24 protein-coding genes are annotated in these 23907 nt (G+C 69.1%); 10 read left to right on the top strand and 14 right to left on the bottom strand.

Annotated elements, in window-relative coordinates:
• Window positions 1–47 precede the first annotated feature (47 nt).
• Entirely contained in the window at window positions 48–404 is a 357-nt protein-coding gene (locus JC881_RS20620; RefSeq protein ID WP_198787559.1) for a hypothetical protein, read from the bottom strand.
• A gap of 172 nt (window positions 405–576) precedes the next feature.
• On the opposite strand from JC881_RS20620, the gene ompR reads away from it, so the two are divergent.
• Both ompR and JC881_RS20610 read left to right on the top strand, forming a co-directional pair.
• Window positions 577–1308 (top strand): osmolarity response regulator transcription factor OmpR, encoded by a 732-nt coding sequence (gene ompR / locus JC881_RS20615; protein WP_007837017.1) that lies wholly within the window; start codon window positions 577–579, stop codon window positions 1306–1308.
• Window positions 1309–1382: 74 nt separating this feature from the next.
• The gene (locus tag JC881_RS20610) at window positions 1383–2795 is read left to right on the top strand and encodes a sensor histidine kinase (RefSeq protein WP_198787558.1); all 1413 of its coding nucleotides are present in this window, start codon (window positions 1383–1385) and stop codon (window positions 2793–2795) included.
• Between the two features lie 18 nt (window positions 2796–2813).
• Here the strand turns inward: JC881_RS20610 and ispF are convergent, their stop codons facing one another.
• On the bottom strand, window positions 2814–3308 hold the full coding sequence (gene ispF, locus JC881_RS20605; protein WP_198787557.1) for a 2-C-methyl-D-erythritol 2,4-cyclodiphosphate synthase: 495 nt from the start codon (window positions 3306–3308) through the stop codon (window positions 2814–2816).
• On the bottom strand, window positions 3305–4018 hold the full coding sequence (ispD, locus tag JC881_RS20600) for a 2-C-methyl-D-erythritol 4-phosphate cytidylyltransferase (protein WP_198787556.1): 714 nt from the start codon (window positions 4016–4018) through the stop codon (window positions 3305–3307). Before ispD ends, ispF begins: the two co-directional genes overlap by 4 nt.
• A 114-nt stretch (window positions 4019–4132) precedes the next feature.
• On the opposite strand from ispD, the gene mfd reads away from it, so the two are divergent.
• Complete coding sequence (gene mfd, locus JC881_RS20595) at window positions 4133–7627, top strand: transcription-repair coupling factor (RefSeq protein WP_198787555.1); 3495 nt, start codon at window positions 4133–4135, stop codon at window positions 7625–7627.
• Window positions 7624–8337, top strand: coding sequence for a phosphoserine phosphatase SerB (serB, locus tag JC881_RS20590; RefSeq protein ID WP_198787554.1), 714 nt, complete (start codon window positions 7624–7626; stop codon window positions 8335–8337). The genes mfd and serB overlap by 4 nt, the downstream gene beginning before the upstream one ends.
• A gap of 38 nt (window positions 8338–8375) precedes the next feature.
• On the opposite strand, the gene JC881_RS20585 is transcribed toward serB, so the two are convergent.
• From JC881_RS20585 to JC881_RS20555, 7 genes are all read right to left on the bottom strand, one after another.
• Window positions 8376–9161, bottom strand: coding sequence for an IclR family transcriptional regulator (locus tag JC881_RS20585; protein WP_198787553.1), 786 nt, complete (start codon window positions 9159–9161; stop codon window positions 8376–8378).
• 66 nt (window positions 9162–9227) lie between these two features.
• Window positions 9228–10256 carry a Bug family tripartite tricarboxylate transporter substrate binding protein gene (locus JC881_RS20580; protein WP_198787552.1) on the bottom strand — a complete coding sequence of 343 codons (1029 nt, stop codon included), beginning with the start codon at window positions 10254–10256 and terminating at the stop codon, window positions 9228–9230.
• Window positions 10257–10279: 23 nt separating this feature from the next.
• Complete coding sequence (locus tag JC881_RS20575; protein ID WP_198787551.1) at window positions 10280–11449, bottom strand: acyl-CoA dehydrogenase family protein; 1170 nt, start codon at window positions 11447–11449, stop codon at window positions 10280–10282.
• A 19-nt stretch (window positions 11450–11468) separates the two neighbouring features.
• The gene (locus JC881_RS20570) at window positions 11469–12686 is read right to left on the bottom strand and encodes a CaiB/BaiF CoA transferase family protein (protein ID WP_198787550.1); all 1218 of its coding nucleotides are present in this window, start codon (window positions 12684–12686) and stop codon (window positions 11469–11471) included.
• 48 nt (window positions 12687–12734) lie between these two features.
• Window positions 12735–13931 (bottom strand): acyl-CoA dehydrogenase family protein, encoded by a 1197-nt coding sequence (locus JC881_RS20565; RefSeq protein ID WP_198787549.1) that lies wholly within the window; start codon window positions 13929–13931, stop codon window positions 12735–12737.
• A gap of 2 nt (window positions 13932–13933) precedes the next feature.
• The gene (locus JC881_RS20560; RefSeq protein WP_198787548.1) at window positions 13934–15028 is read right to left on the bottom strand and encodes an acyl-CoA dehydrogenase family protein; all 1095 of its coding nucleotides are present in this window, start codon (window positions 15026–15028) and stop codon (window positions 13934–13936) included.
• A gap of 23 nt (window positions 15029–15051) precedes the next feature.
• Entirely contained in the window at window positions 15052–15855 is an 804-nt protein-coding gene (locus JC881_RS20555) for an enoyl-CoA hydratase/isomerase family protein (protein WP_198787547.1), read from the bottom strand.
• A gap of 144 nt (window positions 15856–15999) precedes the next feature.
• Between JC881_RS20555 and JC881_RS20550 the strand changes: the two genes are divergently transcribed.
• Together JC881_RS20550 and JC881_RS20545 are read left to right on the top strand one after the other, a co-directional pair.
• Window positions 16000–16965: a Bug family tripartite tricarboxylate transporter substrate binding protein gene (locus JC881_RS20550; RefSeq protein ID WP_198787546.1), complete on the top strand. Its 966-nt coding sequence runs from the start codon at window positions 16000–16002 to the stop codon at window positions 16963–16965.
• 14 nt (window positions 16966–16979) lie between these two features.
• Entirely contained in the window at window positions 16980–18044 is a 1065-nt protein-coding gene (locus tag JC881_RS20545) for an Ldh family oxidoreductase (RefSeq protein WP_198787545.1), read from the top strand.
• Window positions 18045–18048: 4 nt separating this feature from the next.
• Here the strand turns inward: JC881_RS20545 and JC881_RS20540 are convergent, their stop codons facing one another.
• On the bottom strand, window positions 18049–18372 hold the full coding sequence (locus JC881_RS20540; RefSeq protein WP_198787544.1) for a DUF6172 family protein: 324 nt from the start codon (window positions 18370–18372) through the stop codon (window positions 18049–18051).
• A 74-nt stretch (window positions 18373–18446) separates the two neighbouring features.
• Here JC881_RS20540 and JC881_RS20535 point away from each other — a divergent pair, with 74 nt between their 5' ends.
• Window positions 18447–18674: a hypothetical protein gene (locus tag JC881_RS20535; RefSeq protein ID WP_124461569.1), complete on the top strand. Its 228-nt coding sequence runs from the start codon at window positions 18447–18449 to the stop codon at window positions 18672–18674.
• Window positions 18675–18678: 4 nt separating this feature from the next.
• Here JC881_RS20535 and JC881_RS20530 read toward each other — a convergent pair whose 3' ends face one another.
• On the bottom strand, window positions 18679–19866 hold the full coding sequence (locus JC881_RS20530; RefSeq protein WP_198787543.1) for an aminotransferase-like domain-containing protein: 1188 nt from the start codon (window positions 19864–19866) through the stop codon (window positions 18679–18681).
• 139 nt (window positions 19867–20005) lie between these two features.
• Between JC881_RS20530 and nth the strand changes: the two genes are divergently transcribed.
• The 3 genes from nth (at window position 20006) to JC881_RS20515 (ending at window position 22544) form a co-directional block, all read left to right on the top strand.
• Entirely contained in the window at window positions 20006–20653 is a 648-nt protein-coding gene (nth, locus tag JC881_RS20525) for an endonuclease III (protein ID WP_198787542.1), read from the top strand.
• A gap of 10 nt (window positions 20654–20663) precedes the next feature.
• Window positions 20664–21512 carry an Ivy family c-type lysozyme inhibitor gene (locus tag JC881_RS20520; protein WP_198787541.1) on the top strand — a complete coding sequence of 283 codons (849 nt, stop codon included), beginning with the start codon at window positions 20664–20666 and terminating at the stop codon, window positions 21510–21512.
• A 120-nt stretch (window positions 21513–21632) separates the two neighbouring features.
• Window positions 21633–22544, top strand: coding sequence for a hypothetical protein (locus JC881_RS20515; protein WP_198787540.1), 912 nt, complete (start codon window positions 21633–21635; stop codon window positions 22542–22544).
• Window positions 22545–22547: 3 nt separating this feature from the next.
• Here the strand turns inward: JC881_RS20515 and JC881_RS20510 are convergent, their stop codons facing one another.
• Window positions 22548–23111 carry a histidine phosphatase family protein gene (locus JC881_RS20510; protein WP_198787539.1) on the bottom strand — a complete coding sequence of 188 codons (564 nt, stop codon included), beginning with the start codon at window positions 23109–23111 and terminating at the stop codon, window positions 22548–22550.
• Window positions 23108–23902: an adenosylcobinamide-GDP ribazoletransferase gene (locus JC881_RS20505; protein WP_198787538.1), complete on the bottom strand. Its 795-nt coding sequence runs from the start codon at window positions 23900–23902 to the stop codon at window positions 23108–23110. The genes JC881_RS20510 and JC881_RS20505 overlap by 4 nt, the downstream gene beginning before the upstream one ends.
• Between the last annotated feature and the right edge of the window lie 5 nt (window positions 23903–23907).

The following is a 23907-nucleotide window of genomic DNA, read 5'->3' as shown; positions in this document are numbered from 1 at the left end:
CCTAGGTTTGTTGGCAGGAACACCCGCGCGCGGTGGCGCGTCGGGCGTCAATGGCGCTGGCTGCGCGGCGCGGTGAGCGAACGGGCGGCGGGCACCGGGGCCGGCGAGATGCGCTCGGCTGGCTGCGATTCTGCCGAATTCGCCAGGGCACCCACGCTGGGCGGCGTCCACTGGCCTCGCACCTGCTGCCGCAGCTCGAACAGCTCGGCGGCTGTCAGGCGCCGGCCGGCGGCGGCCTCCTCGCGGCGGATTTCCTCTCGCTGCGCCGCCCGGTGGGCGGCCACTGCATCCCGCACTTCGCTGCGGCGTACCTCGCCGACCCTGAAAAAATCACCCGAAACCGCCCATGTCGGACCACAGGCGCAGGCAAGAAGCAATGGAAGTGCTGGAAAAGGAAGTCTCATTGAGCATTTGTCATAAGGCAGAGGGACTTTGCCACCGTCAAGCTAACGTCGGATGACCAGAGGGCGAGCGTCCGCAAGTTTTGTAACTTAGTGTCAAACCATAAGTAAATCTGGCTCGATGGGGTGCTAACGCCTTCAGAATCGGCGCTGTTACAAATTCAACGTTGTAGAAATGACTCAAGTTCCCGCTCGCACTGACAAGATCGTGATCGTCGATGACGACGCCCGCATCCGTGACCTGCTTCGCCGCTACCTGACCCAGGAAGGCTTCGAAGTGATCGTGGCCGAGGACGGCAAGGCGCTCAACCGCATCCTGTTGCGCGACACGGTCGACCTGATCGTGCTCGACCTGATGATGCCCGGCGAAGACGGCCTCTCGGTCTGCCGGCGCCTGCGCGCCGCCAACGATCGCACGCCGATCATCATGCTCACCGCCAAGGGTGAAGACGTGGACCGCATCGTCGGCCTGGAAGTCGGCGCCGACGACTACCTGGGCAAGCCCTTCAACCCCCGCGAACTGCTGGCCCGCGTGCACGCCGTGCTGCGCCGCCGCCCGCCGCTGGAGGCGCCCGGCGCCCCCTCCACCGAGAACGAGACCGTCACCTTCGGCCCGTTCGCCTTCGACCTGGGCTCGCGCACGCTCAAGAAGGACGGCGAAGAGCTCTCGCTGACCACCGGCGAATTCGCGATGCTCAAGGCGCTGGTGCGCCACCCCCGCCAGCCGCTGTCGCGCGAAAAGCTCGCCCAGCTGGCCCGCGGCCGCGAATTCGAGCCCTTCGACCGCAGCCTGGACGTGCAGATCTCGCGCCTGCGCAAGCTGGTCGAGTCGGACGCCGCGGCGCCTCGCTACATCCAGACCGTCTGGGGCGTGGGCTACGTGTTCGTGCCGGACGGCACGGCCTGACGCGCCGTTGAGGGGTGGCCATCGGCCAATCCGCCAGACCCGGCTCCCAGCAGGAGGACGGCGCACAGGTCACGATGCCGAGCCCGCTGGAGGGCTCCCAACGTGACCGCCGCCCCGGCCTCAAGCTGGGCTTCAGCCTTTTCTGGCGCACTTTCTTCCTGCTCGCGCTGCTGCTGATCGGCTGTACGGTCGCCTGGCTGCAGACCTTTCGCTCGCTCGAATACGAGCCGCGCGCCATTCAAACGGCCCACCAGATCGCCTCGCTCGTGAACCTCACGCGCGCGGCGCTGGTGTATTCGGACGCCATCACCCGCGTCTCGCTGATCAAGACGCTGGCCGACCAGGAGGGCGTGCGCATCCTGCCGCGCGAGCCCAACGACCGCTTCCAGCCCTACACCAGCGGCGCGCTCGACCTGCGCGTGACCGAGGAGCTGATCGACCAGCTCGGCGAAGGCACCACCGTGGCCAGCCGCGTGAACGACGAGGCGGGCCTGTGGATCGGCTTCACCATCGAGAGCGACACCTACTGGCTGCTGCTGGACCCCACGCGCTTCAGCCGCGTGGGCGGCCGCACCTGGCTGGTCTGGCTCAGCACCGCCATGGCGCTGTCGCTGGCCGGCGCGGCGCTGATCACGCGGCTCATCAACCTCCCGCTCAAGCAGCTGTCGCGCGCGACCATGCAGGTGCGCGAGGGCGAATACGAGGCGCACCGGCTCGACGAGCGCGCCCGCACCAACGAGATCCGCGCGGTCAACATCGGCTTCAACCGCATGGCCGACCAGCTCGCCAAGATCGAGCAGGACCGCGCGATCATGCTGGCCGGCATCTCGCACGACCTGCGCACGCCGCTCGCACGCCTGCGCCTGGAAACCGAGATGAGCGTGGCCGACGAGGACGCGCGCGACCACATGGCCGCCGACATCGCCCAACTCGACGCGATCATCGACAAGTTCCTGGACTACGCGCGCCCCGACCATGTCGATCCGCGGCCCGTGCTGCTGCGCGACGTGGTCGATGCCTGCACCTACGCCGTGCAGGACTACGAGGAGATGAACATCAAGGTCGAGGTCCCGCCCGACCTGCGGGTGCTGGGCGACGAGGTCGAGCTCACGCGCGTGATCTCCAACCTGGTCGAGAACGCCCGGCGCTACGGCAAGACGCCAGCCACCGGCGTCGCGGACGTCACGATCCAGGCGCAGGCGAACAACGACGCGGTGCTGATCAAGGTGCGCGACCACGGCGCGGGCGTCGAGCCCGCCCTGCTCTCGCAGCTGACCAAGCCGTTCTTTCGCGGCGACGCGGCGCGCACCTCGGCGGCGGGCGCGGGCCTGGGCCTCTCGATCGTGGCAAAGAACATCGAGCGCATGGGCGGCACCTTCGCGCTCACCAGCACGCCGGGGCGTGGGCTCGCGGCCCACATCCGCATGCCGCGCGCCATGCCGACGCCCAAGCCGGGCGAAGTGCCGGGCGGCAAGAAGCCCGCCTGACGCGATCTTTGCGGCCGCTCAGCGGTGCAGCAGCACCGCCGCGCGCGCTTCCATCGCGCGGCCCTCGCCCACCGGGCCGAGCTTCTCGGCCGTCTTGGCCTTCACGTTGACCTTATCGAGCGCGATGCCCAGCGTGTCCGCGATGCGCTGGCACATGCCCGGAATGTGCGGCGCGAGCTTGGGCGCCTGCGCGATCACGGTGCTGTCGACGTTGCCGATCTCCCAGCCGGCGGCCCGCACGCGGCGCGCCGCCTCGGCCAGCAGCACGGCCGAATCGGCACCGCGGAACTGCGCGTCGGTGTCGGGGAAATGCCGGCCGATATCGCCCAGCCCCGCGCCGCCCAGCAGCGCATCGGTGATCGCGTGCAGCAGCACGTCGGCGTCCGAATGCCCCAAGAGGCCCGTGGTGTGGGGTACCTCGACGCCGCCCAGGATGAGCTTGCGCCCCGCCACGAGCTGGTGAACGTCCCAGCCCTCGCCGACGCGGATGTTGAAGGGCTTTGCAGTCGTCATGCGATGGCTTTCTTGCGGCTGAGCAAAACCGCTTCGGCCAGTGCGAAATCTTCGGGAAAGGTGATCTTGAAATTCTGGGCGCTGCCCGGTACCAAGAGCGGCGCCAGGCCGATCGCCTCGATGGCGCTGGCCTCGTCGGTCACCGCGTCGCCCACACGCTCCAGGGCGTCGAGCAGCATGCCGATGCGGAACATCTGCGGCGTCTGGGCGAGCCACTTGTCGGCCCGCGAAAGGGTCTGGGAGACGCGGCTGTCGGTCGAGGACACCTTCAGCGTATCGGCCAGCCGGTGCGCCAGCAGGCCGCCGACGGCGTCGTGCTCGCAGGCGGCGATCAGCGCCTCGATCTGGCTGGAGGTGACGAGGCAACGCGCCGCGTCGTGCACCAGCACCCAGTCGTGCGCGCCGGCGCCCTTCTGTCGCAGTGCCACGAGGCCGTTGCGCACCGTGGCCGCCCGGGTCAGGCCGCCGACCTGCAGCAGGTACTCGTCGTTGCCCGGAAAGCGCGGCAGCGCGGCCTGCACCTCGCGGTCGTCCGGCGACACCACCACCGCCAGCCCGGCAAAACGGCCGGCCAGCGCGCGAAAGGCCTCCACCGTGTGCGCCACCATCGACGCCCCCGCGAGCCGCTGGTACTGCTTGGGCTGCACGCCGCCCGCGCGGTGGCCGGAGCCGGCACAGGGAATCAGCACGAAGAATCGGGAGGAAGACATAGGTGCAGCACGGGCCGATGGCCGACAAGCGGGGAAAGGGCCGCCATTCTAGAATTGCCTCTGCACACCCCTCGCCAGCCGGCGCGGGGTGTTGTGCATTTTTCCAAGCGTTCCATGGACCTCCCCCACCTCACGGCGGGCAAGCGTTTCACGCTGCCGCGCCCCCCCTTGTCGGCCGATGCCCTGCTGCTCGCGCAGCTGGGGATGCGCGAGAAGGCCGCCGGCCGCGCCACCGCGATGTTCACGGCCGACGCCAACGATGCGCAGCGCCTCATCGACGAGATCGCCTTCTTCGCGCCCGACCTGCGCTGCGCCCTCTTTCCCGACTGGGAGACGCTGCCCTACGACAGCTTCTCGCCGCACCAGGACCTCATCAGCGAGCGCCTGGCCACCCTCTGGCGCATCAGCCAGAAAGAGGCCGACGTGGTGCTGGTGCCCGCCACCACCGCGCTCTACCGCCTGGCGCCGCCCTCGTTCCTGGCCGGCTACACCTTCCACTTCAAGGCCAAGCAGAAGCTGGAGGAATCCAGGCTCAAGGCCCAGCTCACGCTGGCCGGCTACAGCCACGTGACACAGGTGGTGAGCCCGGGCGAATACGCGGTGCGCGGCGGGCTGATCGACCTCTTCCCGATGGGCTCGCTGGTGCCGTTTCGCGTCGACCTGTTCGACGACGAGATCGACTCCATCCGCACCTTCGACCCCGACACCCAGCGCAGCCTCTACCCCGTGCCCGAGGTGCGCCTGCTGCCCGGCCGCGAGTTCCCGATGGACGACGACGCCCGCGCGCGCTTTCGCAGCCGCTGGCGCGAACTGCTCGAGGGCGACCCGACCAAGAGCCGCATCTACAAGGACATGGGCAACGGCGTGGCCACCGCCGGCATCGAGTACTACCTGCCCCTCTTCTTCGACGAGACGGCCACGGTGTTCGACTACCTGGGCCCCGACGCCACCATCGTGCTGCACGGCGATCTCGAACCCGCGTTCCAGCATTTCTGGCAGGACACGAACGAGCGCTACCGGCTCGTGCGCGGCGACCCCGAGCGCCCCGCGCTGCCGCCCGAGGCGCTGTTCCTGAACGCCGAGCAGTTCTACCAGCGCGCCAAGCCGCACGCGCAACTGGCCATTCGAGGAAATGCAGGCGGCGACATCGCCACCGACACGCCCTACGCCGAGTTCGACAGGCTGCCGCCCTTCGCCGTGGTGCGCGGCGCCGAAGACCCGCTGGTGGGCCTCAAGCTCCACATCGCCGCCACGCCGCACCGCGTGCTGCTGATCGCCGAGAGCGACGGCCGCCGCGAGAGCCTGCTCGACTTCCTCCGCGCGAGCGGCGTGAGCCCGCCGGCCTTCGATTCACTCGCTGAATTCGAGGCGTCCACCGACGAGAAGATCGGCATCGTCACCGCCGCGCTGGCCTCGGGCTTCGCATGGCGCGAACAGGGCATCGACCTGGTCACCGAGACCGAGCTCTTCGCCACCGCGCCGACCACGCGCCGTCGCAACAAGAAGCAGGAACAGGTCAGCGACGTCGAGGCGTTGATCAAGGACCTCTCGGAGCTCAACGTCGGCGACCCGGTGGTGCACACCGCGCACGGCATCGGCCGCTACCGCGGGCTCATGCACATGGACCTGGGCCAGGGCGTCGACGCCGAAGGCAAGCCCCTGCTGCAGGAAATGCTGCACCTGGAGTACGCCGACAAGGCCACGCTCTACGTGCCCGTGAGCCAGCTGCACCAGATCAGCCGCTACACCGGCGTGAGCGCCGACGAGGCCCCGCTGCACCGGCTGGGCTCCGGCCAGTGGGAAAAGGCCAAGCGCAAGGCCGCCGAACAGGTGCGCGACTCGGCCGCCGAGTTGCTCAACATCTACGCGCGCCGCGCCGCGCGCCAGGGCCACGCCTTCCGCTACTCGGCCGCCGACTACGAGGTGTTCGCCAACGACTTCGGTTTCCAGGAAACCGCCGACCAGAAGGCCGCAATCCACGCCGTGGTGCAGGACATGATCTCGCCCCAGCCGATGGACCGACTGGTCTGCGGCGACGTGGGCTTCGGCAAGACCGAAGTGGCGCTGCGCGCCGCCTTCATCGCGATCACCGGCGGCAAGCAGGTGGCGTTCCTCGCGCCCACGACGCTGCTGGCCGAGCAGCACTACCAGACGCTGGTGGACCGCTTCGCCAAGTGGCCGGTGAAGGTGGCGGAGATGAGCCGCTTCCGCTCGGCCAAGGAAATCACGGCCGCCGCGAAGGGGTTGGCCGAAGGCCAGATCGACATCGTGGTGGGCACGCACAAGCTGCTCTCGCAGTCGGTCAAGTTCAAGAACCTGGGCCTGCTCATCATCGACGAGGAGCACCGCTTCGGCGTGCGCCACAAGGAGGCGATGAAGGCGATGCGCGCCGAGGTCGACGTGCTCACGCTCACCGCCACGCCGATTCCGCGCACGCTGGGCATGGCGCTGGAGGGCCTGCGCGACCTGAGCGTGATCGCCACCGCGCCGCAGCGGCGCCTGGCCATCAAGACGTTCGTGCGCAACGAGGGTACGGGCGTCATCCGCGAAGCTGTGCTGCGCGAATTGAAGCGCGGCGGGCAGGTCTACTTCCTGCACAACGAGGTCGAGACCATCGAGAACCGCCGCCAGAAGCTCGAGGAAATATTGCCCGAGGCCCGCATCGCGGTGGCCCACGGCCAGATGCCCGAGCGCGAACTGGAGCGCGTGATGCGCGACTTCGTGGCGCAGCGCTACAACCTCTTGCTGTGCTCGACCATCATCGAGACCGGCATCGACGTGCCCACCGCCAACACCATCGTGATGAGCCGCGCCGACAAGTTCGGCCTCGCGCAGCTGCACCAGCTGCGCGGCCGCGTCGGGCGCTCGCATCACCAAGCCTATGCGTACCTCATGGTGCCGGACACCGAGGGCCTCACCAAGCACGCGGCCCAGCGCCTGGACGCCATCCAGCAGATGGAAGAGCTGGGCTCGGGTTTCTACCTCGCGATGCACGACCTGGAAATCCGCGGCACCGGCGAAGTGCTCGGCGAAAACCAGAGCGGCAACATGATGGAGATCGGCTTCCAGCTCTACAACGAGATGCTGAGCGAAGCCGTGCGCGCGCTCAAGGCCGGGCAGGAGCCCGATCTGCTGTCGCCGCTCTCGGTCACGACCGAGATCAACCTGCACGCCCCCGCCCTCCTGCCCGACGACTACTGCGGCGACGTGCACCTGCGCCTGTCGTTCTACAAGAAGCTGGCGACCGCGAAGACGCCCGACCAGATCGACACGCTGCTCGAAGAAATCGTCGACCGCTTCGGCAAGCTGCCGCCGCAGGCGCAGACGCTCATCGACACGCACCGCCTGCGCGTGCTCGCGCGGCCCTACGGCGTGGTGAAGGTCGATGCGGCGCCGGGCATCATCAACATCACTTTCAAGAAGGACGCGCCGGTCGACGGCATGGCCATCATCCAGCTGGTGCAGAAGAACAAGCACATCAAGCTCGCCGGCAACGAAAAGCTGCGCATCGAGCGCGCACTGAAAGAGCCGAAGGAGCGTGCGCAGATGGTGCGCGACGTGCTGCGCAGCCTCGGTCAACCCCTCGTCAAGGAAATCGCCCCCGCATGAGCGCTACAGAAATCTCCCCCGGTCTCGTTCTCCAGCGCGTGAAGCCGCCGCTGGCGCTGGCCGACTTCAAGCTGATCGCGTTCGACATGGACTCGACGCTCATCAACATCGAATGCATCGACGAGATCGCCGATGCCGTCGGCAAGAAGGCCGAGGTGGCCGCGATCACCGAGGCCACGATGCGCGGCGAGATCAAGGACTTCAAGGAGAGCCTGCGCCGCCGCGTCGCGCTGCTGCAGGGCGTGCCGGTCGAAGCGCTGCAGCAGGTGTACGACGAGCGGCTGAAGCTCAACCCGGGTGCGGCCGAGCTGGTCGCGGCCTGCAAGAAGGCGGGCCTGAAGGTACTGCTGGTGTCGGGCGGCTTCACCTTCTTCGCGAACCGCGTGAAGGACCGGCTGGGCATCGACTTTGCGCGCTCCAACCTGCTCGACGAGGCCGGCGGCAAGCTCACCGGCCAGGTCGTGGTGCAGAGCTGGGGCGACATCTGCGACGGCGCCGAAAAACGCCGCACGCTGCTCGAAGTGGCGTCGCTCATGGGCATTTCGCCGCAGGAGACCATCGCCGTCGGCGACGGCGCGAACGACCTGCCGATGATGGGCGAAGCCGGCCTCTCGGTGGCCTATCACGCCAAGCCGAAGGTGCGCGAGCAGGCGATGGTCGCCATCAACGAAGGCGGGCTCGACCGCCTGCTGGAAATCGTCCGGCCCTGAACAGGACCGGCGGCCGTTCCGAAGCCCGAAGCCGCCGCTCAGGCGGGACTGTCCGCCGCGCCGGCCTCCGTGGCGGGCGCCTTGGCGGCCGCACCCAGAAGGCGCTCCCGCATCGCAGGCACCACCGTGTCCGCCGCGCGCTCCAGCTGCTCGACGAGGCCGCCCACCCCCACGGCGAAACGTGCACCCGATGCGCTCGACGCCGAGCCGAGCGCGATGATGCCGATGCCCTCGGTCACCACGCCGCGCGAGAACGCGTAGCCGCGCTCGCGCGACTCCTGCACGCGCGCCTTCACGTAGTCGGCATCGACCGTCTGGCCGCCGGGCTTCAGGCGGATGTTGCTGCGATGAATGGTGCGCGCCACGTGGTCGTCGCTGCTGGCCGCCAGCAGCGCCCAGCCGGTGCCCGACATGCACAGGAGCCGGCGCGTGCCCGGCTGCACGTTGAACTGGATCGCGCGGCTGCCGAAGATGACGTGCACGTACTGCGCGTAGATGTCGTTCTCCACCGCCAGGATCGCGGTGAAGCCGGTCTCGCGCGCGATGTCGCCGAGCACCGTGAGCAGTTGCCCGCCCTGGAACATCGAGTCCATCACCCAGTCGCCGATCGAGGCCAGGCGCGGTGTCGCGAGGTAGGCGCGCAGCGACGAGTCGTAGCGCAGGTAGCCCAGCGTGGCGATGCTCTTGAGCAGCACCTGCGCGCTGGACAGCGGATAGCCCAGGCGTTCGGAGATTTCGCGCACGGTGACCGGCCGCCTCGTCTCCCTCAGGTACTCCAGCACCTGAAACACCCGCCCCGCCGTCTTGATGACCGATTGCTCCACTTGTTTTCTCCACGGTCCCGGGCCGGCGCCTCCCCAAAACGCACCGCGGCCGGACCGCGGGCGATGCTACTGCAACTCGATGCCCGTGATGCCCACCAGCCGCTTCCAGCGGCCGATCTCTTCGGTCTGGTAGCGGCGCAGTTCGGCCGCCGACGACATGATGAGCTCGGTGCCCTGCTTGCGGTAGTACGCCTGGATCTCCGGCGTCTGCGCGGCCTTGGCGAAGAGCGCGCCGAGCCGCTCGACGGCAGCGGGCGGCGTCCTGGACGACACCGCGGCAGCCACCCAGTTCACCGCCAGGTAGTCGGGCCAGCCGGCCTCGCCGATGGCCGGCACGTCGGGCAGCACGATGGAGCGCTGGGGCGCGGTGAAGGCCAGCGCGCGCACGCGGCCCGAGCGCGCGAGTTCGTTGGCGCCGGTGGCATCGACCACGGCGAAGTCGACCTCGCCCGTCATCACCGCGTTCACCGCCTCGCCGGCGCCCTTGTAGTTGATGCCGGCGGTCTTGATCTTCGCCATCTCGTTGAACCACTCCGAATAGAGCGTGTACGACATGGAGCCGCTCGCGTAGTTGAGCTTGCCCGGGCGCTTGCGCGCGTCGGCCACCAGCTGGTCCAGCGTGCGGTAGGCGGAGCTCGCTGGCACGATGAACAGGCACGCGCCGCGCGACAGCAGCGTGATCGGCGCGAAGTCGGCGATCGGGTCGTAGGGCAACTTGCGGAAGGTGGCGGCATTGGTCGTGAGCGTCGAGTTGCTGCCGATGAACACCGTGTGCCCGTCGTGCGGCGGGTTCAGCGCGGTCTGCACGCCGATGAAGCCGTTGCCCCCGGGCTTGTTCTCCACCGTCACCGGCTGGCCCGTGAGATCGCCGATGCCCTTGGCAAAGAGCCGCGCCGTGATGTCCGTGCCGCTGCCGGGCGGGAACGGCACGATGAAGCGCATGGCGTGCGACGGGAATGCCTGCGCCTGTCCCTGTGCATGCGCGAGCACGGGCAAGCCGCCCGCGCCCATCAGCGCGGCGCCGCCGCCCAGCTGCAGGAGCCTGCGCCGGCCGATGCCCGCCTGTTGCGGGCGTGCATGTGTCTTGTCTTTCATGGGTCTGTCTCCTTGTTTTTCCATCAGCGGCGCGAGCCGAGCAGCTCGCGCGCCACCACCCAGCGATGCACTTCGCTGGGGCCTTCGTAGATCCGCATCAGCCGGGTTTCGTTGGCCATCTGCTGCAGCGGCATTTCCTTGGTCATGCCCATGGCGCCGAAGACCTGCATGGCCATGTCGACCACGTCCCAGGCCATCTCTGTGGCAAAGACCTTGATCATCGAAACCTGCGCGCGCGCCTCCTCGCCGCGGTCGATGCGCGCGGCCGCCTCGTAGGTCATGAGGCGGCAGGCGTGGATGCGGGTGGCGGCGTCGGCCACGCTCCACTGCACGCTCTGGCGCTCGGAGAGCATCGCGCCAAAGGTCTTTCGCATCGGCGCGTACTCGCACACCATGTCCAGCGCGCGCTGTGCGCGGCCGATGCACCAGGCGGCCATCTGCACGCGGCGGCTCGACAGCCGCGCCTGCATCGGCGCGAAGCCCTGGCCCTCGGCGCCCAGCAACTGGCCCGCGCCGACGCGGCAGTCCTCCAGGCTGATCTCGTAGGTCGATGTGCCGCCCAGCATCGGGATGCGGCGCTCCACCACGAAGCCCGGCGTGTCCTTGTCCACGATGAACGCCGAGATGCCGCCGCGCGAACCCAGCGCCTTGTCGGTCACCGCCATCACGATGGTCCAGTCGGCGCGCTCGGCGCGGCTGATCCAGATCTTGCGGCCGTTGAGCACCCAGCCGCCATCGGCCTGGCGCACGGCGCGGGTGCTCATCGCCGAAGGGTCGGCGCCCGCGCCGGGCTCGGAGATGGCGATGGCCGAGACGGTTTCGCCGCGCGCATACGGCGCGAGGTAGCGCTCGGTCTGCGCCGCGTCGGCGGTCTTGAGCAGCATGCGCAGGTTGGGCGAATCGGGCGGCAGGTCGTAGGGCGTGATGGTCTTGCCCAGCTCCTCGTTGACGCCCACCATCGCCGTCACCGGCAGGTCGGAGCCGCCGAGCTCGCCCGGGGCGTCGAGTCCCCAGAGGCCGAGGTCGCGCGACAGCGCATCGAGCCGCGCGTGCTCCTCGGGCATCAGCATGAGGCGGCCGCCCTCGGCCTCCCTCTTGAGCACCGCCGGCTCCAGCGGCAGCAGTTCGTCGCGCACGAAGCGCGCGACCAGTTCCTTGAGCATGCGGTGCTCGTCGTCGAGTTCGAAGTTCATGGGGTGTTCCGTTGCTTCTTCATTGGCCGGCGACCGCACGCCGGTCCTTCAGGCGCGCGATGTCCTCTTCCGCGAGCCCTGCTTCGCGCAGGATCTCGCTCGTGTGCTGCCCGACCGTGGGCGCCTGGCGATAGACCCGCGTCGGCGTGGCCGAGAAGCGCGCGGTCGGGCGCACCTGCCGGATCGGCCCCTCGGTGGGATGCACCGCGTCCTCGAACAGGCCGACGGCTTTCAGGTGCGGATGCGCCGGCAGTTCGTCGAGCGTGTAGATCGGCGTGGCGGGAATGTCGAGCTTCTCGCACAGCGCCATCCATTCGGCGGTCGTCTTCAGCGGCGTGAGCTCGCGCAGGTGCCCGTACAGCGCCTTCACGTGCGTGTTGCGCTCCTGCCGGTTGGCGATGCTGTAGCGCTCGGCCAGCTCGGGCTGCCCGACCTCCACGAAGAACGCCTGCCAGTGGCGCTCGGTGTAGGGCAGCATGCTGATCCAGCCGTCGCGCGTGCGCGCGGGCTTGCGCCCGCCCTCGAGCAGCCGCGGATAGCCGGCCTTCACCGCGGAGCCCTGGAAGGTCATGCCGCCCATGTGCTCGGCCAGCACGAAGGCGGTCATGGTCTCGAGCATCGGCACCTCCACGTACTGCCCCGCGCCGTTGCGCTCGCGGTGCAGCAGCGCCGCCAGCACCGCGTTGCAGACGGCCAGGCCCGTGGTCTTGTCGGCGATCAGGCTGGGCGTGTAGTCGGGCTGCTCGCGGCCTGCAGAGCCCACGCCCACCAGGCCGCAGGCGGCCTGGATGATGTCGTCGAAGGCCGGCTTGTCGCGGTGCGGGCCGTCCTGCCCGAAGCCGGTCGCGGCGCAGTACACGATGCGCGGGTTCAGGCGCGAGACCGCCTCGTAGCCCAGGCCCAGGCGCTCGATGGCCGCCACGCGCATGTTGTGCACCACCACGTCGACCGTGGGGATCAGCGCGCGCAGCGCCGCGATGCCCTCGGGCGATTTCAGGTCCACCGCCAGCGAGCGCTTGTTGCGGTTGACGGCCAAAAAGATCGAGCTCATGCCCGGGTTCTGCGAGATGCCGTTGGCCCGCATCATGTCGCCCTCGGGCGGCTCCACCTTGATCACGTCGGCGCCGTAGTCCGCCAGCGTCTGGGTGGCCAGCGGGCCGAGCACCACGGCCGTGAGGTCGAGCACGCGGATGCCCTTGAGCGGCCCGCAGGCCGCGTTGGAAGTCGTATCGGTCATGGAGAAAAAAAAGAAGAAATGGAAAGTTCAGCCGGCCGGAGCGCGGCCTCAGTTCGGCAGGCCCACCAGATGCCGCGCCATCACGACGCGCTGGATCTGCCCCGTGCCCTCGACGATGTCGAGCGCCTTCACGTCGCGAAAGAGCTTCTCGATCAGGTGGTCGCCGCGGCCCGCCGCGAGCCCCATCACCTCCATCGCGAAGCTCGCGGCCTCGAAGGCCGCGGGCGGCGCGAGCGCCTTCGAGGCCGAGGCCTCGACCATGTTCGGCTGGCGCTGGTCGGCCAACCAAGCCGCGCGCAGCGCCAGCAGCAGCGCCGCCTTGAGCTTGCGGCGCGAGCGCTCGAGGCGGTCGCGCAGCCGCAGGTCCGACGCGAGGCCATGGGCCTGCATGAACGCCGCGGCCTCGTCGAGCGCGGCGCGACCGATGCCCACGGCCATGCCCGCGATGGCGGGACGGCCCGCGTTGAAGGTGTTCATCGCGCCCTTGAAGCCGCCCGAGCGCTGCGTGTAATAGGCCTCGCCGCCGAGCATGTTGGCCGCCGGCACGCGGCAGTCCGCAAGGAAGAACGAGGTCGACTCGTACGCCTTCAGGCCCATCTTCTTCTCGATGCGAAAGTCGGCCAGACCGGGCGTGCCGCGCTCGATGACGAAGGCGCGGTGGCCCGCGCGGCCGAGCGCGGGGTCGATGGTGGCGAACACCACGATCCACTCGGCGCGGCCCGAATTGCCCGAGAACGACTTCGCGCCGTCGAGCACCCAGTGGTCGCCCTCGCGCCGCGCGCGGGTCTTGATGTTGGCCACGTCGGAGCCGCCCGAAGGCTCGGTCATCGCGAACGCGCCCCAGATCGGCCGCGCGGGATTCACGAACGGCGAGAGAAAGCGTTCCTTCTGCTCGGGCGTGCCCATCGAGAGGATCGGCGGTTCGCCCAGGCCCGGGCCCGGCAGCGCGACGCCGATGCCGCGGTCCCAGTAGGCGCCCTCTTCGGCGAGCAGCACCTGCGCCACGGCCGAGCTGGCCTTGTTGGGCGCGGCCTGTGTCTCTTCGCTGCTCGCATCCGCCCCGGGCGGGCGCCAGCGCGTGCGGCCGAAGCCCTCGGCGAGCATGCGCACGAAGAACGGATCGTCCACCGGCAGCGGTGCGCCGGCGCGGTCGGCGCGCCAGCCGGCGGGGCGCATCTCCTCGCGGCCGAGCCGGTGCAAGGTCTGCAGCCGTTGCTGGTCTTCTGGGGCAATCGAAAAATCCATGGTCAGGCTCCCAGTGCGCCGGCGGCGAGAAAAGAAAAGGGTGCGAGCGGTGCATCACTCAGTGCATCACCCAGCGCGTCGTCGCGCGCCGCATCCGCGCCGCCGAGCAGCAGGCCCAGCGCGCGCAGTTCGCGCATGTGCTTTTCCACCGGGTAGTCGCGCATGAAGCCCGCGCCGCCGAGGATCTGCACCGCGTTCGAGCCGATGAAGACGGCGTTCTCAGCCGCCTCGACGAGCGCCGTTGCCGCGGCCGCCGTCGCGGGTTGCGCGGCATCGAGCCGCCACGCGGCCTCGTGCAGCAACTGGCGCGCGGCGTCCACCGCGCTGTGCATATCGACGATCAGGAAAGCCAGCGCCTGGTGGTGCGCGATCGGACGGCCGAAAGCCACCCGCTCCAGCGCGTACTTGCGCGAGTACTCGGCCGCGGCGTGCATCTGGCCCACGATGAGCGCCGACAGGTGAACGCGCGCATGCGCCAGCGCCAGCGCGGCAGCCGCGGGATCGGTCCAGGCCGCATCGACCGGCACACGGTCCACGCGGATCTCGCCAGCCCCCGCCGCGCGCAGGCCCGCGCCTGGCACGGGCGTCACGCGGATTCCGCGCGTGACGATCTTCAGCCCCGTGCGGCTCAACACCGCCAGGAGGTCCACGCGATCGGCGGGCAGCCACGGCGCGCTGCCGGTCAGCGTGTCCGCATCGCCCTGCCACGCATCCCGGTGATCGAACACCAGCACCGCGCGCAGGCCGGGCGCGTCGAGCGGCGCGGCGCAGCGCCGCAATGCCGCGTCGCCGCCGAACGCAAGCAAGGCATGCGCAACGCTGCCCAGCGGCTGCAGGGCGATCGCCGCGCCCGGGCATCCGGCGGCCAGGCGCTCCAGGACCAGCGCGCGCGCCACCGCGCCCATGCCGGCGCCGCCGCTGGCCTCGGGCCAGTCGATGCGGTCGAAACCGATGTCGCGGGCTTCGCGCAGCACCGCATCCGCCACCGCGCGCCGCGCTTCGAAATCGCGTTGCGACGGCAGCAGCTGCTCGTCGGAAAAGCGCTGGGCCGTCTCGGCCACCAGCGCGAGGTCTTCACCAAGGGAGAAGTCGATCATCGTGTGCTCCGGCTTCGCTCTGCTCAGCGGCGCCCGAAGACGGGCTCGCGGCGCTGCGCCATCGCGGCCACGCCTTCGCGGAAATCGCTGGTCTGGAAGTGCTGGCGCTGCTCGCCGGCCTCGCGCTCGACGGCGGCGCGCACCGATTCGACCAGCCCGGCGCGCAGGCTCGCGCGGGTCGACTCGACGGCGATCGGGGCCGACACGGCGATCTCTTCGGCCAGCGCCTGGGCGCGGCTTCGCACCGCGTCCTGCGCCACCAGTTCGTCGGCCAGCCCGATGCGCACCGCCTCCTCGCCGTCCAGCCGGCGGCCGGTGTACAGCAGCAGCGCCGCCTTCTGCGGACCGATGAGCCGCGGCAGCGTGTAGCTCAAGGCAAAGCCGGGGTGAAAGCCCAGCCGCGCGAAGTTCGCGCTGAAGCGCGCCTCGGCGCAGGTGATGCGGAAGTCGGCCACCAGCGCCAGCCCGAGGCCGCCGCCCACCGCCGGGCCCTGCACCGCGGCGATCACCGGCTTGGTGACGGCGAACAGGCGCACGGCCTGGCGGTAGAGCTCGGCCGGATCGCGGCGCTCGCCCGCGGGCGGCGCGGGCGCGGAGAAGTCGGCACCGGCGCAGAACGAGCGGCCCTGCGCGGCCAGCACGATGGCACGGCACTCGGGGTCGGCCTGCAGCGCCTCGAAGGCGTCGGCCAGCGCGGAGATCAACGCTAGGTCGAAGAAGTTGTGGGGCGGCCGGCGCATCTCCACCGTGGCCGTGTGGCCGGTGCGATGGATCGCGAGGTCGGGCGTGGCCGGATCGTTTCCGGTGGGGTTCGCTTCAGCGGTCATGTGGCTCCTGTCGTTCTGTCTTTTTCGAAGATATAACAGATACGTAGTTTTTAAAAGCACATATGTATTATTATTTGGACCGGCCCGAAAAACGGGCACGCAGCCCGAACGACCGGTTCAATCACGGAATCAGGAGCAAAAAAGATGGAGACAAACAGGCGCCAGCTGCTGCTGGCATTGGCAGGCTCGGCGGTCGCGGGCAAGGGCTTCGCGCAGGCGAATGCCTTTCCCACGCGGCCGATCCGCATCGTGGTGCCGTTCACGCCCGGGAGCGGCTCGGACAACTCCGCGCGCTACTTCGGCGACCAGCTCGCCGCGCAGATCGGCCAGGCGGTGGTGGTGGAGAACAAGCCGGGGGCCAACGGCATCATCGCGTTGCAGTCGGTCAAGAACGCGCCGGCCGACGGCTACATGCTGCTGCTGGCGAGCAACTCACCGATGGCGGTGAACCCGCTGGTGATCAAGGACCTGGGCTACGACTCGGTCAAGGACTTCAAGCCCGTCTCGGGCCTCACGCGCGGCATGAACGTGATCGTGGTGTCGAACGACTCGCGCTTCGCAACGCTGGAGGCGCTGTTGGCGGCGGCAAAGACCAAGCCCCTGAACGTGGGCACCTATTCGGCCGGCTACCAGCTGGCGGCGGCGTGGCTGGCCAACGTGGCCGGCTGTGAGTTCACCAATGTGCCCTACAAGGGGCAGGCGCCGATCATGACGGACGTGATCGGCAACCAGCTGGACTTCGCGCTGGTCGACCTGGGCGGGGCGATGCAGCTCATCAAGTCGGGCAAGCTCAAGGCGCTCGCGGTGTCCGGCGAAGCGCGCAACCCCGACGTGCCCAACGTGCCGACGATCCGCGAGAAGGGGTTCAACGAGTACGTGCAGTACAGCTGGGTGTCGTTCTACCTGCGCTCGCAGACGCCCGACGACATCACCACCAAACTCGCCGATGCGCTGCAAAAGACGCTCGCCACCGACGAGGCGCGCGCCTTCGTGCGCAAGACCGGCGGCGAGCTGATGCCCTATCCGCCCGAGAAGATGCAGCGCTTTCACCTCGAGGAAATCGCGCGCTTTCGCAAGATCGCGGCCATCGCCAACATCAAGCCCGAGTGAACCAGAATGGGGGCATGAACGACATCTCCCCGCTCTACCGCGCCGATGCACTCAAGGACTACGCGAGCGCCCTGCTGCAGAAAGCCGGCCTCGCCGCATCGATGGCCGACAGCGTCGGGCGCACCCTCGTCGAAGGCGACCTGCTGGGCCACGACACGCACGGCCTGGCGCTCCTGGCCGGCTATGTGAAGGAAGTCGAATCGGGCGGCATGACCCGCGACGGCGCGCCCCAGGTGCTGTCGGACCGCCCCGCCGCCGTGCTCTGGGACGGCAAGCGCCTCCCCGGCCCCTGGCTCATGGACCAGGGCATGGACCTGCTGGTGCCGCGTGCGCGCGAGCTCGGTACCGCTTCGCTCGTGATCCGCCGCAGCCACCACATCGCGTGCCTGGCCGTCTACATGCTGCGCGCGCTGCAGGAAGACATGCTGATGCTCCTGGCCTGCTCCGACCCAAACACCGCAAGCGTCGCGCCCTTCGGCGGCACGGAGGCGCTGTTCACGCCGAATCCGCTGGCGATGGGTTTTCCGCTCTCGCAGGGCGGCGTGATGGTCGACATCTCGGCCTCGATCACCACCAACGGCATGAGCAACCGCAAGCGCGCGGCCGGCGAGACCTTTGCCGAGGAATGGCTCATCGACGCGGCCGGCCAGCCGACCAACGACCCGCAGGTGCTGTTCGACCAGCCGCCCGGCACGCTGCTGCCCGTGGGCGGCTTGAGCCACGGCCACAAGGGCTATGGCATGGCGCTGCTGGTGGAAACGCTGACGGCGGGACTGGCGGGCTTCGGCCGGGTCGACCCGAAAGAAGGCTGGGGCGCGACGGTGCACATCACGCTGCACGACCTGCATGCGTTCGGCGGCAAGGAGGCATTCCTGCGCCAGATGGACCATGTCGCGGCCCAGTGCCGGGACAACACGCCGATCGATGCTGCGAAGCCGGTCCGGTTGCCGGGCGAAGGCGGGTTGAAACGACGGGATGCGCAATCGAGGAACGGGGTGCGTCTGCACCCGTCGATCGCGCGCTCGCTGCAGGACGCGGAGCAGCGCCACGGGCTGCAGCTGGCGAAGGCGCTGATCTAGAGGTTCAGTCTTCCTCGGGCGGCGCTTCGGTCCGCTCCCCGGCGGGACGCGGCGTGCGCTTGCCGGGCTTGGCAAGGAGCTCGATATAGAACTGCTTGCCGGCATCTTTGACGATGCCGTCGATCAGCTTGTTGATGGCCGGCACCTGGGTGACTTCGGCGGTTTCCGCCGACGCGCCGAACTTGCAATCGAAGTCCCAGAAGTCGCTGCCCTCGGGCAGATCGCGGCGGCGTTCGCGCTTGATGTACTTGGCGATCTCGTGCTTGATGGCTTCGACGAGACGGTCGGGGTGCTTGCCCTCGACCTGGAGCTGAAAGGTTTTTCTCATGGGTGATCGTAACCCCCTGGTGGGGAGTGCCGCGCTGTGTACAGTCGGCGGTTCAATGGAAAGCAGGTGAAGACATGGCGCGCGCGAACGACTGGGCAAGCAAGGTGATGGCATTGGTGAACGGCGGCAACGCCTCTGCGGCCATCGCGCAGATCAAGGTCGCGCCCTCGGTCAAGGACCTGAAGGCGCTACAGACCATCATGACGCTCTCGAAAATGAAAGGCCGCTATCCGAACGTGGATGCGGCCATTGCGGACAACCTGGACCTGCTGGCGGCGCCCCGCCTGCATCGCTCGCCCTGATTGTTTATAGGGCCTGACCGAGTCGCTTGACGCCCTCTTCGATCTTGGCCACATCGGCGGTCGCAAAGCTCAAACGCAGCGTCGCCACATCGGGCTTCTCGGCGAAGAACGGCGCGCCGGGCACGAAGGCCACGAGCTTCTCGATCGCGCGCTTGGCCAATTCATTTGCATCGGCCAGCTTGCCGTTGGCACCCGTCAGGCGCGCCCAGAAGAACAGACCGCCGTTGGGCTGCGTGAAGCTCACCGCATCGCCCAGTTCGCGCTTCAATGCCGCGCCCATCGCCTGCGCGCGCTGGCCGTAGACCTCGCGCACATGCGCGAGCGTCGCGGGCATGCGGCCGCTCTTGAGATATTGCGCGGCCGTGGCCTGCGAGAAGGTGCTGGTGTGCGCGTCGCTGAACTGCTTGCACATCGTCGCCTTGGCGAGCAGCTCGGCCGGCGCGATCATCCAGCCGATGCGCAGGCCCGGGCTCAGCACCTTGCTCAGGCTCCCGCAGTGCGCGAGCAGTTCGCGGCTGCCCGGAACGTCCTTGCTCAATGCGAGGATCGAAAGCGGCGGCGCTTCGCCGAAATAGAGGTCGCCGTAGGGGTCGTCCTCGACGATCAGCGTCTGGTACTTCACGGCAAGTTCGAGCACCTTCTTGCGGCGCTCCAGCGTCAGCATCGCGCCGCTGGGGTTGCCGAAGGTCGGGATCAGGTAGACGAACTTGGGCTTGTGCTCGGCGATGAGCTTCTCCAGCTCATCGGTCTTCACGCCGTTGGCGTCGATCGGCGCGCTGATGAGCTGCGCGCCGTAGAGGCGAAAGCACTGGATGGTGGCCAGGAAGGTCGGGCCTTCGACGATCACCTTGTCGCCGGGGGAAATCATGGTCTTGCCCAGGAGGTCCAGCGCCTGCTGGCTGCCGGTGGTGACGATGAGGCCGCTCGGGTCCACGTCGACGCCCTTGGTCTTCATGAAGGCGCTGAGCTGGCTGCGCAGCGGCTCGTAGCCTTCGGTGGCGCCGTATTGCAATGCGCCGCCGGGCTCCTCGGTGAGTGCCTTCTGGCTCGCTTCCTTCAGGCCCTCGACGTCGAACATCGCGCTGTCCGGGAAACCGCCCGCAAAACTGATGATGCCGGGCTTGCCGAGCAGCTTGAAGAGTTCGCGGATGGCGGAGGTTTCGACGTTGTCGAGGCGGGAGGCGAATTGCATGGTCAGTCTCACTTTCTGGGCGCCATTGTCGCGAAAGGCGGGTGCATGAATGCTGCGTAAGGCTATCGTCTTTCAACGATATATTGCGCCTGTCGCCGCCCTGCGCCCCCGGCAAATGCGCGCGGCGCCTTCGAGCCCCATGAAAAAAGACAACATCCCCCTCTTCTTCGCCATTCTGCAGGCGGCCAACCCCACACCCGAGACCGAGCTCGAATACGACACCCCCTTCGAGCTGCTGGCCGCCGTGCTGCTCTCGGCGCAGGCCACCGACGTGGGCGTGAACAAGGCGACGCGCAAGCTCTTTCCGGTGGCCAACACGCCGCAGGCCATCTACGACCTGGGGGTCGAGGGGCTGGAGGCCTACATCAAGACCATCGGGCTCTATCGCAGCAAGGCGAAGCACCTGATCGAAGCCTCCCGCATGCTGGTCGAGCTGCACGGCGGCGAGGTGCCGAAGACGCGCGCCGAACTCGAGGCCCTCCCCGGCGTCGGCCGAAAGACCGCCAACGTGGTGCTCAACGTGGCCTTCGGCGAGCCGACCATGGCGGTCGACACGCACATCTTCCGTGTGGGCAACCGCACCGGGCTCGCGCCAGGCAAGACGCCGCTGGAGGTGGAACTCAAGCTGGAGAAGCGCGTCCCACCGGAATACCGGCTGCACGCGCACCACTGGCTCATCCTGCACGGCCGCTACATCTGCGTGGCGCGCAAGCCGCGCTGCTGGGAGTGCGCGGTGACGCCCTACTGCGACTACAAGCCCAAGACGCCGGCCCCCAAAACCGCCTGACACTCCACGCATGACGATTCCGAAGACTCACGGCACCCTCCTCGCCACCGCGCTGCTCTCGGCAGCCGCTTTCCTGCCGGCCGCGGCCTGGTCGCAGCAAGGCGGCAAGGGCCTGCCGCCCGACGCCATGGCGGCCTACGGCGGGCGCTGGTCGACCGCGTGCGCCGATGCGTCCGCGCCCACGCTGCAGGTGCGCGAAGACCAACTGATCGTCGAGAGCGGCAAGCGCCGCGTGGTCGGCCAGTCGCCCGAAACGGCGCACAGCTTCTTCGGCAACAGCCAGCCGCCCGCGCGTTTCGACGTCGCGCTGATGAGCGAGGTGGACAAGGCCGGCGCCCTGACCTTCCTGGTCTTTCGCGAAACACGCGGCCAGTCCATCACGCTGAATGCCGCGAAGCCGGTGGCAGGCCAACTGGGCCCCGAGCTGATGAAGCTGCGCTACTGGCGATGCGACGGCTCGGCCCGCGCCGCGACGCCGCCCATGGAACCGGCTGCCACGAAGCAGCCCGCTCCGCCGACAGGCAGCCCGGCAGCGCTGGCACAGGGCCCCGCGATGCAGAAGGCCTGGCGCGCCGCGCTCGGCGCCAAGGAAAACGATCGCTGGCTGGTGCGCCGCGAAGGCCCGGCGCCCGAGCCGCAATGGGTCACCGTGGACGGCACGCGCTATGTGCTGCACGCCTTCTGCAAGCCGCACGACTGCCATGACAACAACGCCATCGCGCTCTACGACCAGGGCTCGGGCCGCATCTACGGGCTGGTGCAGCGCAACGGAAAGAACACCCTCGTGGGCGCGCCGCCGCAGGCGCTCGCGCCGCAGCTGGACAAGCTCTGGCGCGAACAGTGGCGGCAAAAGAACTGAGCTGACCGGCACCCGGCCGCCCCCCAACGCACTACGCCGTCTACCTCCAACGATGGATGTGCAACCGCCGCGGGAGGCAGACACTGCACGCCACCACCACCCGTGGAGGAGGCAGACGCCATGGCACTCACGCCCGAGCAGCAGCAGGACATCCGCGAGGAGGAGTTCTTCCGGATGGAAGTGCGCAAATCCCTCGCCGCACCGAAGGGCCCGCCCTCGCTCATGGACCGCCTCTCGGCCTTCGGCGATTCCAAGGTCGGCTTCTGGCTTTTGACGACCGTGCTCGCGGGCCTCGTCGCCACCGGCTTCACCAAGCTGCAGCGCTACGTCGACCAGGAAGACATCGCCCGCCGCGAACTCGCCGAGCGGAGCCGCCGCGATGCGGACATGCTGCTCAAGCTCGGCCCGCTGCTCACCTCCGACAAGCGCCCGCAGGTGGACATGGCGATCGTGCTGCTCAACAGCCTCTCGGCCGGCGACGGCATCGACAAGCAGGTGTCGGGGCAGATCGTCGCGCTGTTCCGCAGCACCGCCGAGGCCGGCAACCGGCCCAACGCCACGCCCGAGGAGCGCGTGGCGAGCCAGGCGATCTACAGCTTCTTCGACAAGGCGGGACACTCCGCGATGCAGGCCTGGGGCACGCCGGCCGCGGCGAGCGTCGCGGCCGAGCCGGCGCCGGCGGCCGCCGCGCCCAGCCTCGTGGCGGCGGCGCTGGACAGCGCGTCGCTGCCGATCCGCATCTACCTGCAGGTGGGCGACCGGGCCGACTGGCCGGCCGCGACCAAGGCGTCGGAGGGGTTGCGGCAGGCCGGGATGATCGTGCCCGGCATCGAGCTCGTGCCCGCGCAGAACACGCCGAAACAGAACAGCGTGCGCTACTGCAAGGACAAGGTCTCGCCCGCGGCGCTGGACCGGGTGCGGACGGCGACGGCGAGCCAGGTGATGCCGGCGCCGGCCATGACCGAGCTGGCATCGAAGCTGTGCAACAACGTGCGCTTCAACCACTTCGAGCTGTGGTTCGCGCGGGCGTAGTTATCAGCCGACTGGAGGGTGTTCGAAAGTGAGCCAGCTGCCGAACGCGAGTTCACCCGCGGGCCAGTCGGCGGCGTTTGCGGGGCAGCGGATGCCGCGCTGCAGCAGCGTCACTGCGCGCAGCACACCGGCGTGCGTGACCCACAGCGCATCGCCCTCGCCCGACAGCCATTCGTCGTGCGCTTCGGCCGCGCGCTGCATGAAGGCGCGCACGCTCTCGCCGCTCGCGCCGGCGATGCCGTCGGCGAAATTGCCGGTCCAGGCCTCGAACTCCTCGCGCGCGATGGCGGACCACGGCTGCCCTTCCCACGCGCCGAAGCTCATCTCGGCGAGGCGGGCGTCGTGCTGCACGGCCAGGTCCGGGCGCAGCGCCGCGATGGCATCGGCCAACGCGACGCAACGCCGCAGCGGCGAACTGCGCAGCGCGATGCCGGCCGGCAGCAAGGGCGCGATGCGTTGCGCGGCGGCCAGCGTGGCTTCGGCTCCCGCTTCGAGGTCGGTCGCGCCGTAGCAGAGGCCGGGTGCCGCGATCACGGGCGCATGCCGCAGCAGCCAGAGCTTTCTCATGCCTGCCAGGCCAGCGCGAGATAGATCGCGAGTTCGCAGACCTGCTGCGTCGCACCCAGCCCGTCGCCCGTGAAGCCCTGCAAGCGGCGGATAAAGAGACGCGCCATCCAGCCTGCCGCAACCACGACAGCCAGCAGCGCAGCGACGACATGCACCACGTCATGCGCGCACAGCAGCAGCGCCACGGCAGGCACCGACCACAGCACCGCGATGACCAGCGCCCCGCCGCCGATCGCATCGGCCAGCGGCTTCGCCTTGCTCGCCCCGCTGTCGCCGGCATAGGGCAGCCAGCGGATCAGGAACAGCGGCGCGAGCCGCGACAGCACGTGCGCCCCGACGATCGCCACGGCCACCGCCTCCAGCCCGCGCCCGGCCAGCGTGGCGAGCAGCGCGAATTTCAGGCCCAGCGCGAGCACGAGCGCGACGGCACCGAAGGCGCCGATGCGCGAGTCCTTCATGATCTCCAGTGCGCGCTCGCGGTTGGCCGAACCGCCCAGGCCATCGGCGACGTCGGCGAGGCCGTCTTCATGGAAGGCGCCGGTCAGCATCACGGTGGCGACGGTGCTCAGCACCGCCGCGGCGAATGCGCCCGCCACGCTCTGCAGTCCGATACCCACGGCCACGAAGACCAGCGCCGCCACACCGCCCACGAGCCACCCGATGCCGGGCAGATGCGCCGCGCTCGCCCGCAGCATCTGCGGACTGAACCCGACCCATGCCGCGAGCGTCCCCGTCACCGGCACGCGGGTGAAGAACTGCAGCGCGAGCAGGAAATGACGAAGGCCTTTCATCAAAG

This window comes from Variovorax sp. IB41, assembly GCF_016405905.1.
Classification (GTDB): domain Bacteria; phylum Pseudomonadota; class Gammaproteobacteria; order Burkholderiales; family Burkholderiaceae_C; genus Variovorax.
The sequence above is the reverse complement of the archived record's forward strand: the minus strand, read 5'-3'. Positions and strand labels throughout refer to the sequence as shown.